Source organism: Polyangium spumosum, from assembly GCF_009649845.1.
In the GTDB taxonomy this organism is placed as follows: Bacteria; Myxococcota_A; Polyangia; order Polyangiales; family Polyangiaceae; genus Polyangium; species Polyangium spumosum.
The window spans coordinates 36,311-51,325 of record NZ_WJIE01000018.1; the positions used below are offsets into that span (position 1 = coordinate 36,311).

Annotated in this window: 15 protein-coding genes; 10 read left to right on the top strand and 5 right to left on the bottom strand. The window is 67.8% G+C overall.

The window, feature by feature from the left end; translation table 11 throughout:
• Window positions 1–320: 320 nt before the first annotated feature.
• Genes pqqA through pqqE form a run of 5 tightly spaced genes read left to right on the top strand, consistent with a single transcriptional unit; the run spans window position 321 to window position 3,509 of the window.
• Window positions 321–449: a pyrroloquinoline quinone precursor peptide PqqA gene (pqqA, locus tag GF068_RS47490; protein ID WP_170319895.1), complete on the top strand. Its 129-nt coding sequence runs from the start codon at window positions 321–323 to the stop codon at window positions 447–449.
• 6 nt (window positions 450–455) lie between these two features.
• The gene (gene pqqB / locus GF068_RS37125; protein WP_153824291.1) at window positions 456–1,388 is read left to right on the top strand and encodes a pyrroloquinoline quinone biosynthesis protein PqqB; all 933 of its coding nucleotides are present in this window, start codon (window positions 456–458) and stop codon (window positions 1,386–1,388) included.
• Complete coding sequence (gene pqqC, locus GF068_RS37130) at window positions 1,388–2,125, top strand: pyrroloquinoline-quinone synthase PqqC (protein WP_153824292.1); 738 nt, start codon at window positions 1,388–1,390, stop codon at window positions 2,123–2,125. Before pqqB ends, pqqC begins: the two co-directional genes overlap by 1 nt.
• Complete coding sequence (gene pqqD, locus GF068_RS37135) at window positions 2,122–2,409, top strand: pyrroloquinoline quinone biosynthesis peptide chaperone PqqD (protein ID WP_206079633.1); 288 nt, start codon at window positions 2,122–2,124, stop codon at window positions 2,407–2,409. Before pqqC ends, pqqD begins: the two co-directional genes overlap by 4 nt.
• On the top strand, window positions 2,406–3,509 hold the full coding sequence (gene pqqE / locus GF068_RS37140; protein WP_153824294.1) for a pyrroloquinoline quinone biosynthesis protein PqqE: 1,104 nt from the start codon (window positions 2,406–2,408) through the stop codon (window positions 3,507–3,509). The genes pqqD and pqqE overlap by 4 nt, the downstream gene beginning before the upstream one ends.
• On the opposite strand, the gene GF068_RS37145 is transcribed toward pqqE, so the two are convergent.
• Window positions 3,498–4,760 (bottom strand): PQQ-dependent sugar dehydrogenase, encoded by a 1,263-nt coding sequence (locus tag GF068_RS37145; protein ID WP_153824295.1) that lies wholly within the window; start codon window positions 4,758–4,760, stop codon window positions 3,498–3,500. The genes pqqE and GF068_RS37145 overlap by 12 nt on opposite strands.
• 389 nt (window positions 4,761–5,149) lie before the next feature.
• Between GF068_RS37145 and GF068_RS37150 the strand changes: the two genes are divergently transcribed.
• Together GF068_RS37150 and GF068_RS37155 are read left to right on the top strand one after the other, a co-directional pair.
• Window positions 5,150–6,388: a pyridoxal phosphate-dependent aminotransferase gene (locus tag GF068_RS37150; RefSeq protein WP_206079634.1), complete on the top strand. Its 1,239-nt coding sequence runs from the start codon at window positions 5,150–5,152 to the stop codon at window positions 6,386–6,388.
• Window positions 6,389–6,407: 19 nt separating this feature from the next.
• A complete protein-coding gene (locus GF068_RS37155) occupies window positions 6,408–7,259 on the top strand; it encodes a carbon-nitrogen hydrolase family protein (RefSeq protein WP_153824297.1) in 852 nt (283 codons plus the stop codon).
• On the opposite strand, the gene GF068_RS37160 is transcribed toward GF068_RS37155, so the two are convergent.
• The gene (locus tag GF068_RS37160; protein WP_153824298.1) at window positions 7,246–8,730 is read right to left on the bottom strand and encodes an alanine/glycine:cation symporter family protein; all 1,485 of its coding nucleotides are present in this window, start codon (window positions 8,728–8,730) and stop codon (window positions 7,246–7,248) included. The two genes, GF068_RS37155 and GF068_RS37160, sit on opposite strands and share 14 nt — an antisense overlap.
• A 318-nt stretch (window positions 8,731–9,048) precedes the next feature.
• Here GF068_RS37160 and GF068_RS37165 point away from each other — a divergent pair, with 318 nt between their 5' ends.
• The 3 genes from GF068_RS37165 (at window position 9,049) to GF068_RS37175 (ending at window position 12,510) form a co-directional block, all read left to right on the top strand.
• Entirely contained in the window at window positions 9,049–9,666 is a 618-nt protein-coding gene (locus GF068_RS37165; RefSeq protein WP_153824299.1) for a hypothetical protein, read from the top strand.
• 119 nt (window positions 9,667–9,785) lie between these two features.
• On the top strand, window positions 9,786–11,510 hold the full coding sequence (locus tag GF068_RS37170) for an MYXO-CTERM sorting domain-containing protein (protein WP_153824300.1): 1,725 nt from the start codon (window positions 9,786–9,788) through the stop codon (window positions 11,508–11,510).
• Between the two features lie 151 nt (window positions 11,511–11,661).
• The gene (locus GF068_RS37175) at window positions 11,662–12,510 is read left to right on the top strand and encodes an arylamine N-acetyltransferase family protein (protein WP_153824301.1); all 849 of its coding nucleotides are present in this window, start codon (window positions 11,662–11,664) and stop codon (window positions 12,508–12,510) included.
• Window positions 12,511–12,526: 16 nt separating this feature from the next.
• Here GF068_RS37175 and GF068_RS37180 read toward each other — a convergent pair whose 3' ends face one another.
• From GF068_RS37180 to GF068_RS37190, 3 genes are read right to left on the bottom strand one after another with little or no spacing between them, the layout of a single operon-like run.
• Window positions 12,527–13,171: a CD3072 family TudS-related putative desulfidase gene (locus GF068_RS37180; RefSeq protein WP_153824302.1), complete on the bottom strand. Its 645-nt coding sequence runs from the start codon at window positions 13,169–13,171 to the stop codon at window positions 12,527–12,529.
• Window positions 13,172–13,226: 55 nt separating this feature from the next.
• A complete protein-coding gene (locus tag GF068_RS37185; RefSeq protein ID WP_153824303.1) occupies window positions 13,227–14,009 on the bottom strand; it encodes an amino acid ABC transporter ATP-binding protein in 783 nt (260 codons plus the stop codon).
• Window positions 14,006–15,004: an ABC transporter permease subunit gene (locus GF068_RS37190; protein WP_153824304.1), complete on the bottom strand. Its 999-nt coding sequence runs from the start codon at window positions 15,002–15,004 to the stop codon at window positions 14,006–14,008. The genes GF068_RS37185 and GF068_RS37190 overlap by 4 nt, the downstream gene beginning before the upstream one ends.
• Window positions 15,005–15,015 lie beyond the last annotated feature (11 nt).

Below are 15,015 nucleotides of genomic sequence, written 5' to 3' on the forward strand. Positions count from 1 at the left end.
AACCATTATCAACTGTCAAGGTGATGGTGCTGGGGGCGACGAGATTTCAGGCGTCGCGGTAGAAAAATTTGATTGGACTAGAAAAATTCGGCCTGTACTGTTGGCTTGTTAACCAAAATTGTGCGCTTAGGCACCAAACGGCGACCTCGTGCCGGCCGACGTTCGGGGGCCAGCCGGTGCGAGGAGGCCAAGTGAGGTCGCCTCAAGTGGGGGCAACTGTGGTTTATTTCACGTTGTGAGCCCAGGGGTGAAGGCCACGAAGGGTGCGCGGACTTGCCACGGCAGGGCCGGTGCCTATGAAATCCGAGCGGAGGAGGGGCATGAACACGAAACCTGCATGGCAGACGCCGAGGATCGTCGAAATCCCGGTGGGATTGGAAATCGGCGCATATACGCCTCCGGAGGTGGATCGGGAGCGGCTTGCCAAACGACCGCCGCCCCGGGGATGAACGGAGATGTCGCTCGAGATCAGAGTCCTGGGCTCCGGGGCCGGCGGCGGAATACCGCAATGGAACTCCGCCGGAGCGGCCTGCACGCGGGCGCGCGAGGGAGATCCTGCTTCACCCCGGAGAACGCAAACGTGCCTTTGCGTGAGCGCGGATCGTGAACGCTGGCTCCTCCTCGACGCCTCGCCGGACTTGCGCGCTCAGATCGAGCAAACTCCCGTTCTTCAGCCGGATCCATCACGCGGGCCCCGCCACACGCCCATTCTCGGCGTCGCGCTGACCGGAGCGGACGTCGATCGCGTCGCAGGACTCCTCTCGCTCCGCGAATCGCAGCCCCTCGCGCTTCACGCGACGGACATCGTCCACGCCGCGCTCGACGAGAACTCCATCTTCGACGTCCTCTCCCCCGCGCAGGTCCCTCGCCGAATGCTGCCGCTCGATCACGAAATCGAGCTCCTCGGGCCGAACGAGGAGCCGAGCGGGCTTCTCGTCGAGGCATTCGTGGTCCCCGGCAAGGCGCCACGATGGCTCGAGGGCCGCGCCGAGAGGAGCGGAGATCCAGGGTATACCGTCGGGCTCCACGTCCGCGCGGCGCGCGGCGGGGCCTCCTTCCACTACATTCCGGGGTGCGCGGCGATCACGGACGCGCTGCGCGACCGCCTGCGAGGAGCCGCGCTCCTCTTCTTCGACGGGACGTTTTTCCGCGACGACGAGATGATCACGGCGGGCGCGGGCGCGAAGACCGGGCGAAGGATGGGCCACGTCAGCATGTCGGGGCCGAGGGGCGCCATGGATGGATGGGCCGACGTCGGCATCCAACGAAAAGTATTCATCCACCTGAACAACACGAATCCGGCCCTGCTCGCCGATTCTCCCGAGCGGCGCGTCGTCGAGAGCCGCGGTTGGGAGGTCGCGTGGGACGGAATGGAGATCATCCTGTGATGGAATCCGTCCCGCTCTCACCCGATGCGCTCGAGGCGAGGCTCCGGGCGATCGGCCGCGATCGTTATCATCACAGGCACCCGTTTCACGTGCTGATGCGCGACGGCGAGCTCGGGCGCGGGCAAATCATGGCCTGGGCGCTGAACCGCTATCATTACCAGGCGGTCGTCCCGCGCAAGGATGCGGCGATCCTGTCGCGCATCGAGGACCCCGCGCTGCGGCGCGCGTGGCGGCAGCGCCTCGTGGACCAGGACGGCGCGGAAGCTCCGGGCGGCCTCGCGCGCTGGCTCGCGCTCACCGATGGGCTCGGGCTCGATCGAGGCGACGTCGTGGCCGGGAGGGGCGTCTTGCCCGCCACGCGCTTCGCCGCGGACGCCTATTTGCATTTCGTCCGCGAGCGCCCGCTCGTCGCCGCCATCGCGTCCTCGCTGACGGAGCTGTTCGCGCCGTCGATCATCGCCGAGCGCGTCGCGGGGATGCTCGCGCATTACCCGTTCATCCGGAGGGAGACGCTCGCCTACTTCGACACGAGGCTCACGGAGGCGCCGCGAGACGCGGACTTCGCGCTCGCCTGGGTGAAACACGAGGCGCGAACGGCGGCGGAGCAGGAGCTCGTCCTCGAGGCCCTTTCATTCAAATGCGACGTGCTCTGGGCCATGCTCGACGCGCTTCACCACGCGTATGTCGCGCCGGGCCACGTCCCGCCGGGCGCGTTCGTCCCCGGAGCGGAGACGTGAAGGCGCGGGCGCTCCTCGACGGCGCGAGCGTGCCCCGCCTCGGGGCGCACATTCGCTTGCGTGAGGATCCCGCGCGCGCCTCGCTGGCATTGCTCGCGCCCGAGCGCGTCCTCTGGTCCGACCCGATCGCCGCCGAAATCCTCCGGCTCTGCGACGGCGAGCGGAGCGTCGAGGTGATCACGACCGCGCTCGCCGAGGTGTTCGAGGGCGAGCGCGAGCGCATTCGCGCGGACGTCATCACGCTGCTCCAGGAGCTCGCAGACAAGGGGCTCGTGGAGACATGAACGACGCGCCGCCCCCGCTCGCGTTGCTCCTCGAGCTCTCGCACAGGTGCCCGCTGCGATGCCCTTATTGCTCGAATCCGGTGAAGCTCGAGCCCGCGCAGGACGAGCTCGACACGGAGATCTGGGCGCGCGTCATCGAGGAGGCCGCGGAGCTCTCGGTGCTCCACGTGCACTTCTCCGGCGGAGAGCCCGCGGTGCGGCCGGATCTCGAGGCGCTCGTCCGCCGCGCCGCCGGCCTCGGCCTTTACACGAACCTCATCACCTCCGGCATGTTGCTCGATCGAGCGCGTGTCGTGGCGCTCGCCGAGGCGGGGCTCGACCACGTGCAGCTCAGCGTGCAGGACGCGCGGCCTGCGCTCGCCGACGCGATCGCCGGGTTCTCCGGGGCCCACGAGCACAAGCAAAACGTCGCCGGATGGGCGCGGGAGCAAGGCATGTCGTTGACGATCAACGCCGTCGTCCACGCTCTCAATGCTGACGGCGTGCGCGAGATCATCGAGCTCTCCCGTACGCTCGGCGCCGGGCGGGTCGAGATCGCGCACGCGATTCACCATGGATTCGGGCTCGTCAATCGCGCGGCCCTCCTGCCAGCGCCCGAAGCGGTGGCGGACGTCCTCTCCGTCGTGGAGGAGGCGCGGGAGAGGCTCGTCGGCGTGCTCGTCATCGATTACGTGCCGCCGGACGCGTACGGGAGGTTGCCCAGGGCATGCATGGGCGGCTGGGGGCGGCGGTTCATGAACATCACGCCGAAGGGCCTGGCGCTCCCGTGCCACGCGGCCGAGACGATCCCCGGGTTATGCTTCGATTCGGTGCGAGAGCGGAGCTTGCGGGCGATATGGGAGCGCTCCCCGGCATTCCAGCGCTTCCGAGGCACGGCGTGGATGCGCGAGCCCTGCCGGAGCTGCGAGCGGCGCGAGGTCGATTTCGGCGGATGCCGCTGCCAGGCGCTCGCGCTGACCGGCGACGCGTCGAACGCCGACCCGGTATGCGAGCGATCGGAGCACCACGCCGATCTCGCGAAATTCGTCGAGGCGTCGTCGGGACGTCGGCGTTTGCCGCTCGTCCCCCGCAGGAAGGGCCCCGCCAGATCAGCGAGGTGATTGCCTCGACGGCGCTCCGGCAGGGGTCAGGCGCAAGAGGTCCCCTTTCTCGGCATCGACGATGACGAGGAGGGCGCCGTCGGGCGTCTGGATCACGTCGCGAATGCGCCTCTTCATGTCGATCCGCTCTTCGAGCGCCACGCGCTCGCCATGCAGAACCAGCCGGATGAGAGCCTGCGACGAGAGCCCGCCGACGAGCAGGTCACCACGCCATTGCGGGAAAAGCGCTCCGGTGTAGAAGACCGCGCCCGAAGGGGAAATCACCGGCGTGAAGCTTCGAATGGGGGCCCGATACGCCTCGCTCGTCCCATGGCCCGGGATGAGGGTGTGAGCGGAAGAGATGGAGGGACGCGTGTAATGATCGCCGTTGCTCACGAGCGGCCACCCATAGTTGCGCCCCGGCTCGACGAGGTTGAGCTCGTCCCCACCGAGAGGGCCCATCTCGAGCGCCCACAACCGACCCGAGGACGGATCGATGGCGGCCGAGAGGACGTTGCGATGGCCGTAGCTCCAGACGTCGCCACGCGCGCCGTCTTTTCCGACGAAGGGATTGTCCTCCGGGATCGACCCATCGGGACGGATCCGCACCACTTTGCCGAGGTTCGATCCGAGATCCTGGGCCGGCGCGAATTGCATTCGATCGCCGGAGGTGATGAAGAGGCTGCCGTCCCGCGCGAAGAGGAGGCGGTGGCCGAAGTGGCCTCGCCCCACGGTCTTCGGCACCTGGCGCCAGATGACCTCGACGTCCCGCAGCTCGTCGCCCACGAGCCTGCCGCGCGCGACGGCGCCGCCTCGCAAGACGTCGTCGGTCAGGTCGAGCTCGCCGAATCGGAAGTCATCGATCGCCCCGATGCTCGGCGGCTGCTGCTCTGCGGCCTCCACGTACGAGAGGTAGACGAGCCGGTTGCGCGCGAAATCCGGGTCGATCGCGACGTCGAGCAGGCCTCCCTGCTCCGAGGAAGTGCCGCGATACACCACCTCCGGCACGCCACGAACCGGCTCCGACAGCGCGCCGTTCGCCCAGATGCGCAGGCGCCCCGGCTTCTCCGTGAGGAGCAGCCTGCCATCCGGCAGAAGCTCCATTCCCCAAGGAAACTCCAGCGTCGCGAGCCGCTCGACGTGGAGCGCGCCCGAATTCGAGGAAACCACCTCCGGCGCGGCAATGGCTTGCGTCTGCCCGAATGCGTGGGGCACGAGCGCGAAGACCGTGCCCGCCGTCGCCGTCACCCGAGTTATCCATGATGATCGCATACGCCTCTCCTTCCCGCGGTGACGAGCCAGGTGCTGCTCTGCTTCTCCTCGTGCTGCTTCCCAATGTCGGACCTCGACCTCCGCGCCGAAACCAGGGAACGGCCGTACCGCGCGGTGCGGTCCGCGCCAGAGGACGTACAGGCAGCACTCGAATGGACGGATCGGTCACGATGGCCCGGATGTTACGACCGTCCAGGGGATACATGCCCCGTCGCCGCCACGATCCGTCCGATGATAAAACCGATGGAAGCGACGTTCTCCTTGACGCGCCTCCTTTTCCGTATCATCTGATTTTGATGGAACGGTCACTTCCGTCACCGGCGTCGCGGAGCGGGGCTTTGGGCACATTTCCAGCGCCGGAGCACGCGCTCGAGCCGCGGCTCCGGGGGATGAAGCCCTCAGCGACGCTCGCCATTCAGGAGCGATGCAGCAAGCTCGCAGCCGAAGGGCGCGCTGTGTACAAGCTCGGCCTCGGGCAATCACCTTTTCCCGTGCCTACCTGCGTCGTCGAGGCGCTGCGCGCGCACGCGGCCGAGAAGGACTATCTCCCCGTGCGAGGGCTCCCGCAGCTCCGCGCCGCCGTGGCGCAGTATCACCGATACCGGCACGGGATACGCTCGACGGCGGAGGATGTCCTGGTGGGGCCCGGCTCGAAGGAGCTGATGTTCCTGCTCCAGGTCGTGTTTCGGGGCGAGCTCGTGTTGCCTTCCCCGTCCTGGGTGTCGTACGAGCCGCAGGCGCGGATCCTCGGGCAGCGGGTGCGGCGCATTCCGACGGATCCTTCACGCGAGTTCCGCATCACTCCCGAGCAGATCGACGAGCTCTGCCAGAGGGAGCCCGGCTTGCCCCGTATCCTCATCCTCAACTACCCGAGCAACCCCACGGGATGCAGCTACGACGCGCGCGAGCTCGAGGCGCTCGCGGCCGTGCTCCGGCGACATGGCGTCGTCGTGCTCTCCGACGAGATTTATGGCGAGCTCGAATTCGATGGGAGGCACACGTCGATCGCGCGGTTCTACGAGGAAGGGACCATCGTCGCCAGCGGCCTGTCGAAATGGTGCGGGGCCGGCGGATGGCGCCTCGGGACGTTCACGTTCCCGGCGCAGCTCGGCTGGCTGCTCGACGCGATGGCCGTCGTGGCGAGCGAGACCTACTCCGCGACGAGCGCCCCCATTCAATATGCGGCCGTCCGCGCCTTCCAGGGGGGAGACGAAATCGAGACGTACCTCCGGCGCTCGCGTCGGATCCTCGCTGCGGTGTGTGGCGCGTTCCGCGACGCGCTCGTGGCCGAGGGGGTCCTTTGCCGACCGGCGACGGGCGGATTCTACCTGTTCCCGAGCCTCGATCCCCTCGCCGAGCGCCTCGCGCGACGGGGGATCTCCACGTCCCCCGAGCTCTGCGCGCGTATCCTCGACGAGGCCTCCGTGGCCACGTTGCCCGGCTCTGACTTCGGCGTCCCCGAGGACCGGCTCTTCCTGCGCGTCGCCCTGGTCAATTTCGACGGCGCGCGGGCGCTCTCGGCCCTCGCGGACGACCGCCCCGTCGACGCCGACTTCCTACGCGACCATTGCGCGCCGACCATGCGGGCGATGGACGCGATCGTGGACTGGATCCGGCGTGCCGTGTGACGCGTTGCGAGGGACGAAGATGATCGTACGCGTCGCATGCGTCCAGACCACCGTCGTTTTCGGCGACCCTTCGGCGAACGCGTCGTGCGCCGTGACGCACCTCCAGGCGCTCGCCGCGCGCGGCGTCCACCTCGCCGTGTTCCCCGAGGCATTCTTGACCGGGTATGCCGTCGAGGATCAAGCAGGCGCGCGGCGTATCGCGATCGACGTCCGCGGCGAGCGGCCCGACTCGGTCGACGCCGCGCACCCCTGCGTGAGCACGATACAGGCGGCCTGTCGCGAGCTCGGCATACACGCCGTCGTCGGCTTCGCGGGGACGGACGGGACGGAGCTCTACAACGGCGCGATCCTCTTCGAGCCCGGCGGGCGCATGCGGCGTTACGTCAAGACGCATCTCCCCGAGCTCGGCTTCGACAAATACGTGACGCGGGGCTCGACGCTCTCGGTCTTCGACACGGCGCTCGGGAAGATTGGTATCCTCATCTGCTACGACGTTCGTTTCCCCGAGGCTGCGCGCGTGCTCGCGCTCGAGGGCGCCGAGCTCATCGTTTTGCCCACGAACTGGCCGGTGGGCGCGGAGATCTCGCCCGATTACCTGGCTCCTGCGCGCGCCGCGGAGAACAGGCTCTTCGTGGCGACGTGTAATCGTGTCGGCGTCGAGAATGGCTTCCGGTTCATCGGTCGCTCCGCGATCCACGACATCACGGGCCGTGCGCTCGTGACCGCCGGCGACGAGGAGACGAACCTCATCGCCGATCTCGACCTCTCTCGTGCTCGTGAAAAGCGCATCGTCGTCGACCCCGGCAAGTACGAGACCGACTCGTTCGCGACGCGTTATCCGGAGATCTACGGGCGGGTCACGTCCGGTTGACCACTTCGCGCCCTTCGTCCGCGGCCTTTTCGGGCGCGGGCGCCGGGGTGGGATCGAACTTCCACGCATCCAGGTCGATGTCCAGGTCGGCGAACTTCGCCGGCTCGAACACCGGGTGTTCCTTCCCTTGCTTGAGCTGGTCCTTGTAGTCTTTCAAGACCCGCATGCCGATCGGGAACAACATGGTCATGGCCAGCAGGTTGATCAGGGCCAGGATCCCCATCACGGGATCCGAGAAGAAGAACACTTCCGTGGCCTTGGGCGCCGAAGACCCGACGAAGATCACCCCGATGATGAGGATGCGCAGGGCATGGCGAGGCTCAGTGCGCTCCGTGAAGACCGTGAGGGCATTTTCGCCCAGGTAGTAGTTGTAGATGATGGAGCTGAAGGCGAAGAGCAGGGTGGCGCCCGTCAGGAAGTACTGGCTCCATGCGCCCACGTGTGAACTCAGGGATTGCTGGGTCAAAGCCACGCCGTCGACGCCTTCCACCCCCGGCACGTAGACGTTGCCCAGGAGGATCACGAAGGCCGTGCAGGAGCAAATGACGACGGTGTCGATGAAGACGGAGAGCGACTGCACGATTCCCTGGCTGACCGGGTGGCGCGCATAAGCGACCGCGGCCACGTTCGGAGCGCTGCCCAGGCCCGCTTCATTCGAGAACAACCCGCGACGAACGCCGTTGGCGATGGCTGCGCCGACGCCGCCGCTGACGACCGCCTCGAACCCGAAGGCGTTCTTGACGATCGTGACCATCATGGCCGGGACGTGCGTGATGTTGAGCGCGATGACGACCAGCGCCATACCGATGTAGCCGGCGGCCATGATGGGGACCACGACGTCGGCGGCCTGCGCAATGCGCTTGATGCCGCCATAAACGACAAAGCCGGTCAGGATCGCGAGGCCGATCCCGGTCCAGATCCTGCTCAAGCCGAGGCTGTCCTGCGCCGCGGCGGCGACGGTGTTGCCCTGGAAGGCGTTGAAGCCCAGGGCGAAGACCGCGATCAGCGAGATCGCGTACGCGGTCGCCAGCCATTTGTATTGCGGACCGAGCCCGTGGAGAATGTATTGCGCGGGGCCGCCGCGATACGTGCCATCTCCCTCCGCGCGCTTGTAGAGCTGGGCGAGCGTGCACTCGAAGAAGCTGGTCGCCATGCCGACCAGCGCGACCACCCACATCCAGAACACGGCGCCGGGGCCGCCCAGGGTGATGGCGACGGCCACGCCCGCGATGTTCCCACCGCCGACCCGACCCCCGACGCTGATCAGCAGCGCCTCACGTGAGCTGACGTGCCCCTCCGCCGGCAGGCTCTGGCCGGGGAACAACATCCGGAACATGCGCCCGAAAAAGCGGAATTGAACGAACCCGGATGCCAGGGTGAAAAACGCGCCGAGGACGATCAAGAAGGGTATGAGAGACCATCCCCACGTCATGTCGCCGATGAACTGGAAGATGGTCTGTAGATATTTCATTTCTCGTCCCTGGTTGTCGTGGATTCGCGGTTCGCCCGCTGGCCGCTCGCGGGCGGCGTCGGACCCTCCCCCGGGCCCATTCGACGGGGCCAGGTGGTGCCCACGGCCGTACCCGTGGCTCACGCGCGCGTCAACCCTGGCGCGCCGGCGGCGTCGGGGACGAGCGTGGCCCGCGCAGAGTGGCTCCGCCTCGCGCCCGTCCTGGACATCGACGTCTCCGGCCGGGGGCGCCCCACGATTCCTATCGCCGACGCCCCTGCCGCCTGTATCATGGGGGCAGCGCTCGTGAAGCGCCTTCTCTCAACCTTGGAGGCTTCCATGTCCCATCGCTTGCTCGCCGCGTTCGTGCTCGCCGCGCCGCTCTTCGGCTGCGAACAGATCTCCGAGCTCACCGAGCTGTCGCTCGGTAAGGAAGACGGCATCCCGCCCATTTCCGGCTCCACGACGCTCGACGTCCCGCAGGATTTCCAGTGCGGCGACCCCATCGAGGACCCGGAGAAGAAGTACACGGTGACCACGAGCGGCACCGCCGACGCTTGTACCTTCTCGTTCCGGCAGGACGTGCTCGCGCTGAAGGCCTCCGACTACGCGAACCGGCCCGAAATGGAAGGCGCGCGGTTCGTCAAGTCCGTGGACATCGACGTGAACAAGCTCGGCGTCAGGGACGGGGCGACGGGCATGGAGCTTGCCCCGATCGATCTGAACGGCAAGGCCTTCGGGACGACGATCCTGACGAAGGAAGACCTCGCGAGGACGCCGCCGTACACGAAGAGCGTGACCGGCCAGCCGATCGAGTCCCTGAAATCGATCATCGCGCAGAAGCAGGACGTCGTCATCCCGATCGACGTGGTCGTGGTCGTGAACATGGCGCCCACGCCGCCGGCGAAGATCGCGCTCGATTTCGACGCCCAGCCCAACATCGTCGTCGGCTTCTGAGGGCCCGGCCCGCGCCGCGCGCGCGGGCGCGGGAGGAGGCGCATCCGCGGGCGCTCCCGTGGTAACATCATGGAGCATTCTTCCCCTTGGCTGCGGTGGCCGCGCCGGAAAGGATCTCCATGCTCGGATCGAGCTCTCCCAGGTTCCCCCTCGTCTCCTCCTTGATCGGCGCCGCGGTCCTCTGCGCGGGAGGGGCGGCGTTCGCCGTCGTCACGCAGCCGAACGGCACCGTCATCCCCGCGAACGGGGGCGCTGCCTTGGCCGGCTACCTCAACGGATCGGCCAACAACGACTCGATCAACGAGGGGATTGACGCGGTGCAGGACGCCGCCGTGGAGCCCCAGGTGTTCTCGCCGCTCTGCGACTTCAGCGGCAAGTACATCGCCAAGGGGGGCGGCGCCAATTTCGCCGTCGGCTGGTACAACGTCGACGACAACATCCCGAGCAACAACCCGCCGCAGTACGTCCCCGTGGACCTCGGCGCGAACCTCAACGTGGCGGCGCCGGAGAGCGACATCCAGATCCTCTTCCCGTTCTCGGGCAGCCTGCCGCCTGCCGACCAGCTCAACCTGAACGCCGTCTCGATCCGTGAGCATCCGGCCTACAAGGGGGGCTACATCGGCTTCGTGCTGATCCCCAACCCGAATGGCTCCGGCAACGCGAACGCGACGCAGTATCACTACACCGAGCACCGGTTCAACGTCACCTGCACGCTCTGCTCGAACCCGGGGCCCTGGTACTCGACGCTGCTCTACAAATCGAAGATGCTCGAGAGCACGATCTACCTCGGCTTCGAGGATCTCGACTTCAAGGACGCGGCGGGAGCGGAGGGCGTCAACGGCAACGACCTCGACTACGAGGATTTTCTCTTCCGTTTCACCGGCGTCGCCTGCCCCGGCGCCGGCCAGCCCTGCGACGTGCCCGACGCGCAGGGGGTGTGCGCCAGGGGCATCTCCGACTGCGACGCGCAGGGAAACCTCATTTGCAAGCCCGTCCTTCAGCCCGGCGCCCAGGCCGAGGCGTGTGACGCCGTCGACAACGATTGTGACGGCCTGATCGACGATGACGCGACGTGCCCGCCGGAGATGGTGTGCAGCAGCGGCACCTGCGTCGCGTCCTGCGAGTCCGGCGAGTTTCCCTGCCTCCCCTCGTTCGTGTGCAAGGGGAGCCTGTGCATCGAGGAGAGCTGCGCGAACGTGGTATGCCCGTCGGGCGAGGTTTGTCACGGCGGCGAGTGCCGCGCTCCCTGCGCCGGCGTGGTTTGCCCCGCGGGCCAGGTCTGCAGCGGTGATCACTGCGTGGATCCGTGCGCGGGCGTCACCTGCGGAGACGGCCAGGTGTGCGTGAGCGGCGTCTGCATCGCCGGGTGCGCGTGCCGGACGTGCCCCACGGGCGAGAGCTGCCATGTGGACAGCGGGCAATGCGTGGAGACCACGTGCCTCGGCGTGGAATGCGAGGCCGGCACCCATTGCAAGGCGGGGGCCTGCGTCGACCTCTGCGACGGCGTCATGTGCCCGCCGGGAGAGGCTTGCGAGGGCGGTCAATGCGTCGTCATCCCGCCCTCGATGGCGAACTCGTCATCCACCGGCAATTTCGTCGGGGCCGGCGGAGCGGGCGAAGGCGGCATGGGCGGCATGGGCGGCATGGGCGGCATGGGCGGCATGGGCGGCATGGGCGGCGCGCCGGCCGGGAGCGGCGCGTCCGCGAGCTGCGGCTGCCGCGTCGAGTCCGCGGGCTCCAGCGCGGGCGGCGCCGGCCTCACCGCGCTGCTCGCGGCCCTCTTCTTCGTTCGACGCCGATCGAGCGGCCTCGAACGCGGGCTGCGCGCGAACGTGAGCCGCTGAGCGACCCCCTCGCGCTCCCGCCGACCTCCTCCGTCCCTTCCCACCCTTCGAGCAGCGCGGATCCGGAGCGGCCAGATGGTCAGGCGATGGGGCTGGCCCGAGATCGATCCCAGGATCCGCTCCGGGAGGAGCCGTGACCCTCGGTGACTCGATGTCCACCACCTACCTGCCGCGTTATCTCGCCCGCCTCGGCTTCGCCGGCCCGCCGCGACCGACCCTCGACGCGCTCGCCGACCTCCAGCGTCGGCACCTCCTGACTTTCCCCTTCGAAAACCTCTGCCTCCATTTGCCGGAGCTCCGCGCTCCGATCCGCCTCGACCACGACGCGCTGGTCACCAAGATCGTCGATGGCGCGCCCGGCCGCGGCGGCTATTGCTTCGAGCTCAACACCCTCTTCGCCCGTCTCCTCGTCGACCTCGGCTTTCGCATGACGACCGGGGCAGCGCGGGTGCTCTCGCACCTCCAGCCGGTCGGCGCCGACCCCGACCGCCTCGTCCTCCAGCCGCTCACGCACATGATCCTCTTCGTCGACCTGGACGACGCCCGCTACCTCGTCGACGTCGGCTTCGGACCCCGTTGCCCGATGGCGCCGATCGCCCTCCAGCACCTCGCCACGGTCGCCGACGCCGCGCCGGTCCTCCACCGCCTCCGCCGCGGCGACGCCGGCCGCCGGGCGATTGTCCTCCCTGGCGAGGGCTGGTACGTGCAGGTTGGCTTGCCGCCGGCCCCCTGGGAGGACCAGTACTTCTTCACCGAGGCGCGATACTTCGCCGCGGACTACGACGTCCTCAATTACTACACGTCGACGAGCCCGGACGTCTTCTCCACGCAATGCCCCCTGTGGTGCAAGCCCCTCCGCGAGGGCGGCCGGATCGAGCTCTGGGGCTCTCGGTTCCGCCGTTACGCCGCCGACGAGACCGTCGTCGACGAGGCGAAAATCGAAGGTCTGGACGCCCTCCGCAGCGTCCTCCGCGACCGCTGCGGCGTGCGCGTACCATGAGCGCCAGGGGGGGGCGCTACCCCGTCGGGCTCACGGCAGCGGTCCCCTGGATGGCGTTCCGGATTTCCTCCAATCGCTCCTGGAAGGAGCCTGCCTCCTCCACCTCCGGCAGGCTCAACAAGCGGACCCGGGTCAGCCCGCGCTGCTCGCGCTCGGCCATCAGCTCCTCCGTGAAGACGCCGGGCGTGTCTCCGAAGCGCTGAAGCGGGCAGGCATTCCACACCATACCGCCCCACACCTGCTCCTCATCCGCGCTCACGGCCGCGCAACGCAGCCCGCACGTCGGGCTCCCGTCCCGCATGACGAAGCCAATGACGTCGTGTCCGTTGTCCAGATACGTCTGCGCCTGATCGCACACGTATTCCGCGATCTTCCGGCAATGCCGCCGGAACATGGGCGACCCGTACATCTGCTTCGTCTGCCCCCAGCGCTGCGAGCCGATGTACGAGACCTCCGGACACGGCATCTGGAAGAAGGCCACCTCGTTCTCCAAAAGCAGGTCCACGATCTCCCGAATGACGGCCGGCTGGCTCGCGAGACCGCGCACGCAGGCGTTCTGGTTGAGGATGCAGTGCGATACGAACATCAGCCTCCCCGATCGTGCATCCGAGATGCTGCCCTTGATGCGTCCGATTCGCCCGGTCATGGATGTCTCCGACATGTCGCTCGCCTTTTTCTGAGAACCTTCGACAGGAGGCGCAAGGGCTGCGCCGGCCTCAGAGCACCTGAGATAAAAACCGCCGCGTCCGTTCGTCCTGGGGATCGTCGAACACCACCTTCGGCTCCCCCTGCTCCACGATGACGCCCTCGTCCATGAACACGAGGTGCGTTCCCACCTCCCGCGCGAATGCCATTTCGTGTGTCACGACGACCATGGTCGTCCCCTCCGAGGCGAGCCGCTTCATCACTTCGAGCACCTCGGCCACCAGCTTGGGATCGAGCGCCGAGGTGACCTCGTCGAACAGGATCAGGTCCGGGCGCATGGCGAGGGCTCGTGCAATGGCCACCCGCTGCTGCTGGCCCCCGGAGAGCTGCCCTGGATGGTTGTCCGCCTTGTGGGACAAACCCACGTGCGCGAGCTCCTCCATCGCCCGCTCCCGGGCCTGCGCCCGGGGCATGTGCAGCACCTTCTCCAGCGCCAGGGTGATGTTCCCAAGCGCGGTTTTGTGGGGAAAGAGGTTGAAGGCCTGAAACACGATTCCCATGTGGGTCCGGACCTCGTTCAGGTTCACGCGGACGTCCGTGATGTCGCGGCCCTTGAACCAGACGCGGCCCGCGCTCGGCTCTTCCAGCATGTCGATGCAGCGCAGGAGCGTGGACTTGCCCGATCCGGAGGTGCCGATCACCACGAGGACCTGGCCCTGCGCGAGGTCGAGGTCGATCCCCCGCAGCACGTGCAGATCCCCGAACCATTTGTGGATGCCCTCGAGCCGGATGAGCGGCGCGCCCGCCGGGACCGGGCCCGCCGGCCACGCGAGGGCATGCGCGTCGCGGCTCATCCCCCCACCCCCGGAATGCCGCTTCGCATCCGCTTCTCGGCCCAGTTCACGAGCCGGATCAGGGGCAACGTGACGACGAGATAGCCGAGGCCGGCAGCGACATAAAACGTCGCATTGAAGTACTGCGAGTAGCCCTGCGAGCCGACGGAGAACAGGTCGCGCTGCGCGTAGGACAGCCCCAGAAAGGCGATGAGCGAGGTGTCCTTGATCAGGATGACGAACTCGTTCATGAGGGGCGGGATGACCCGCCGCACGGCCTGGGGCACGACGACGTACCGCATCGATTGCATGTAGCCGAGCCCGAGCCCCCGGGCCGCCTCCATCTGGCCGCGCTCGATCGACTGGATGCCCGCCCGGAACACCTCCGCGGAGTATGCGCCCGTGTTGAGCGAAAACGCCAGAATGGCGGCCGTGTAGGCGGACATGTTCACGCCCAGGCCGAGGGCCAGGCCGAAATAGATCAAGGAGAGCTGGAGCAGGAGCGGCGTCCCTCGAAAGAGGTTGATGTACACCCGCGCCGGGGCCCGCACGACCGCTCGCCTGGACATCGTGAACAGCGAGAGGACGAGGCCGAGGATCACCCCGAAGAGCTCGCCCGCGCCGGCCAGGACGAGCGTGTTTCCAGCTCCGCGGAGGAAGGCCTCGGAATGCGGTACGATCTGCTCGAAGCTCAGGAAATTGCGGGCGAACCTCTCCATGTCGCCATGGACGAACCAGAGCAAAACGAGGCCAGAGAGCGCAGCCTGAAGGCCCAGCACCGCGCCGGCGATCGCCTCCTCCCGTGATATCCGGGTCGGCATGCGCCGGTAGGTCCCGAAGCCGAGCGCCGTGGCGACCGCGCCGAGCAGGCTCCCGGACACGAGGACCGCGAAGAGCTCACTCGATTGCAGCGCCGCCGCGATCCGGTCCTCGTGGCTCATCCCGCCCTTGGCGAGCACGAAGGTGGTGCCCCCCAGCACGACCATGAGGGCGAGCCCCCCGACGGCCGCGCTCACCACCCCGAGGG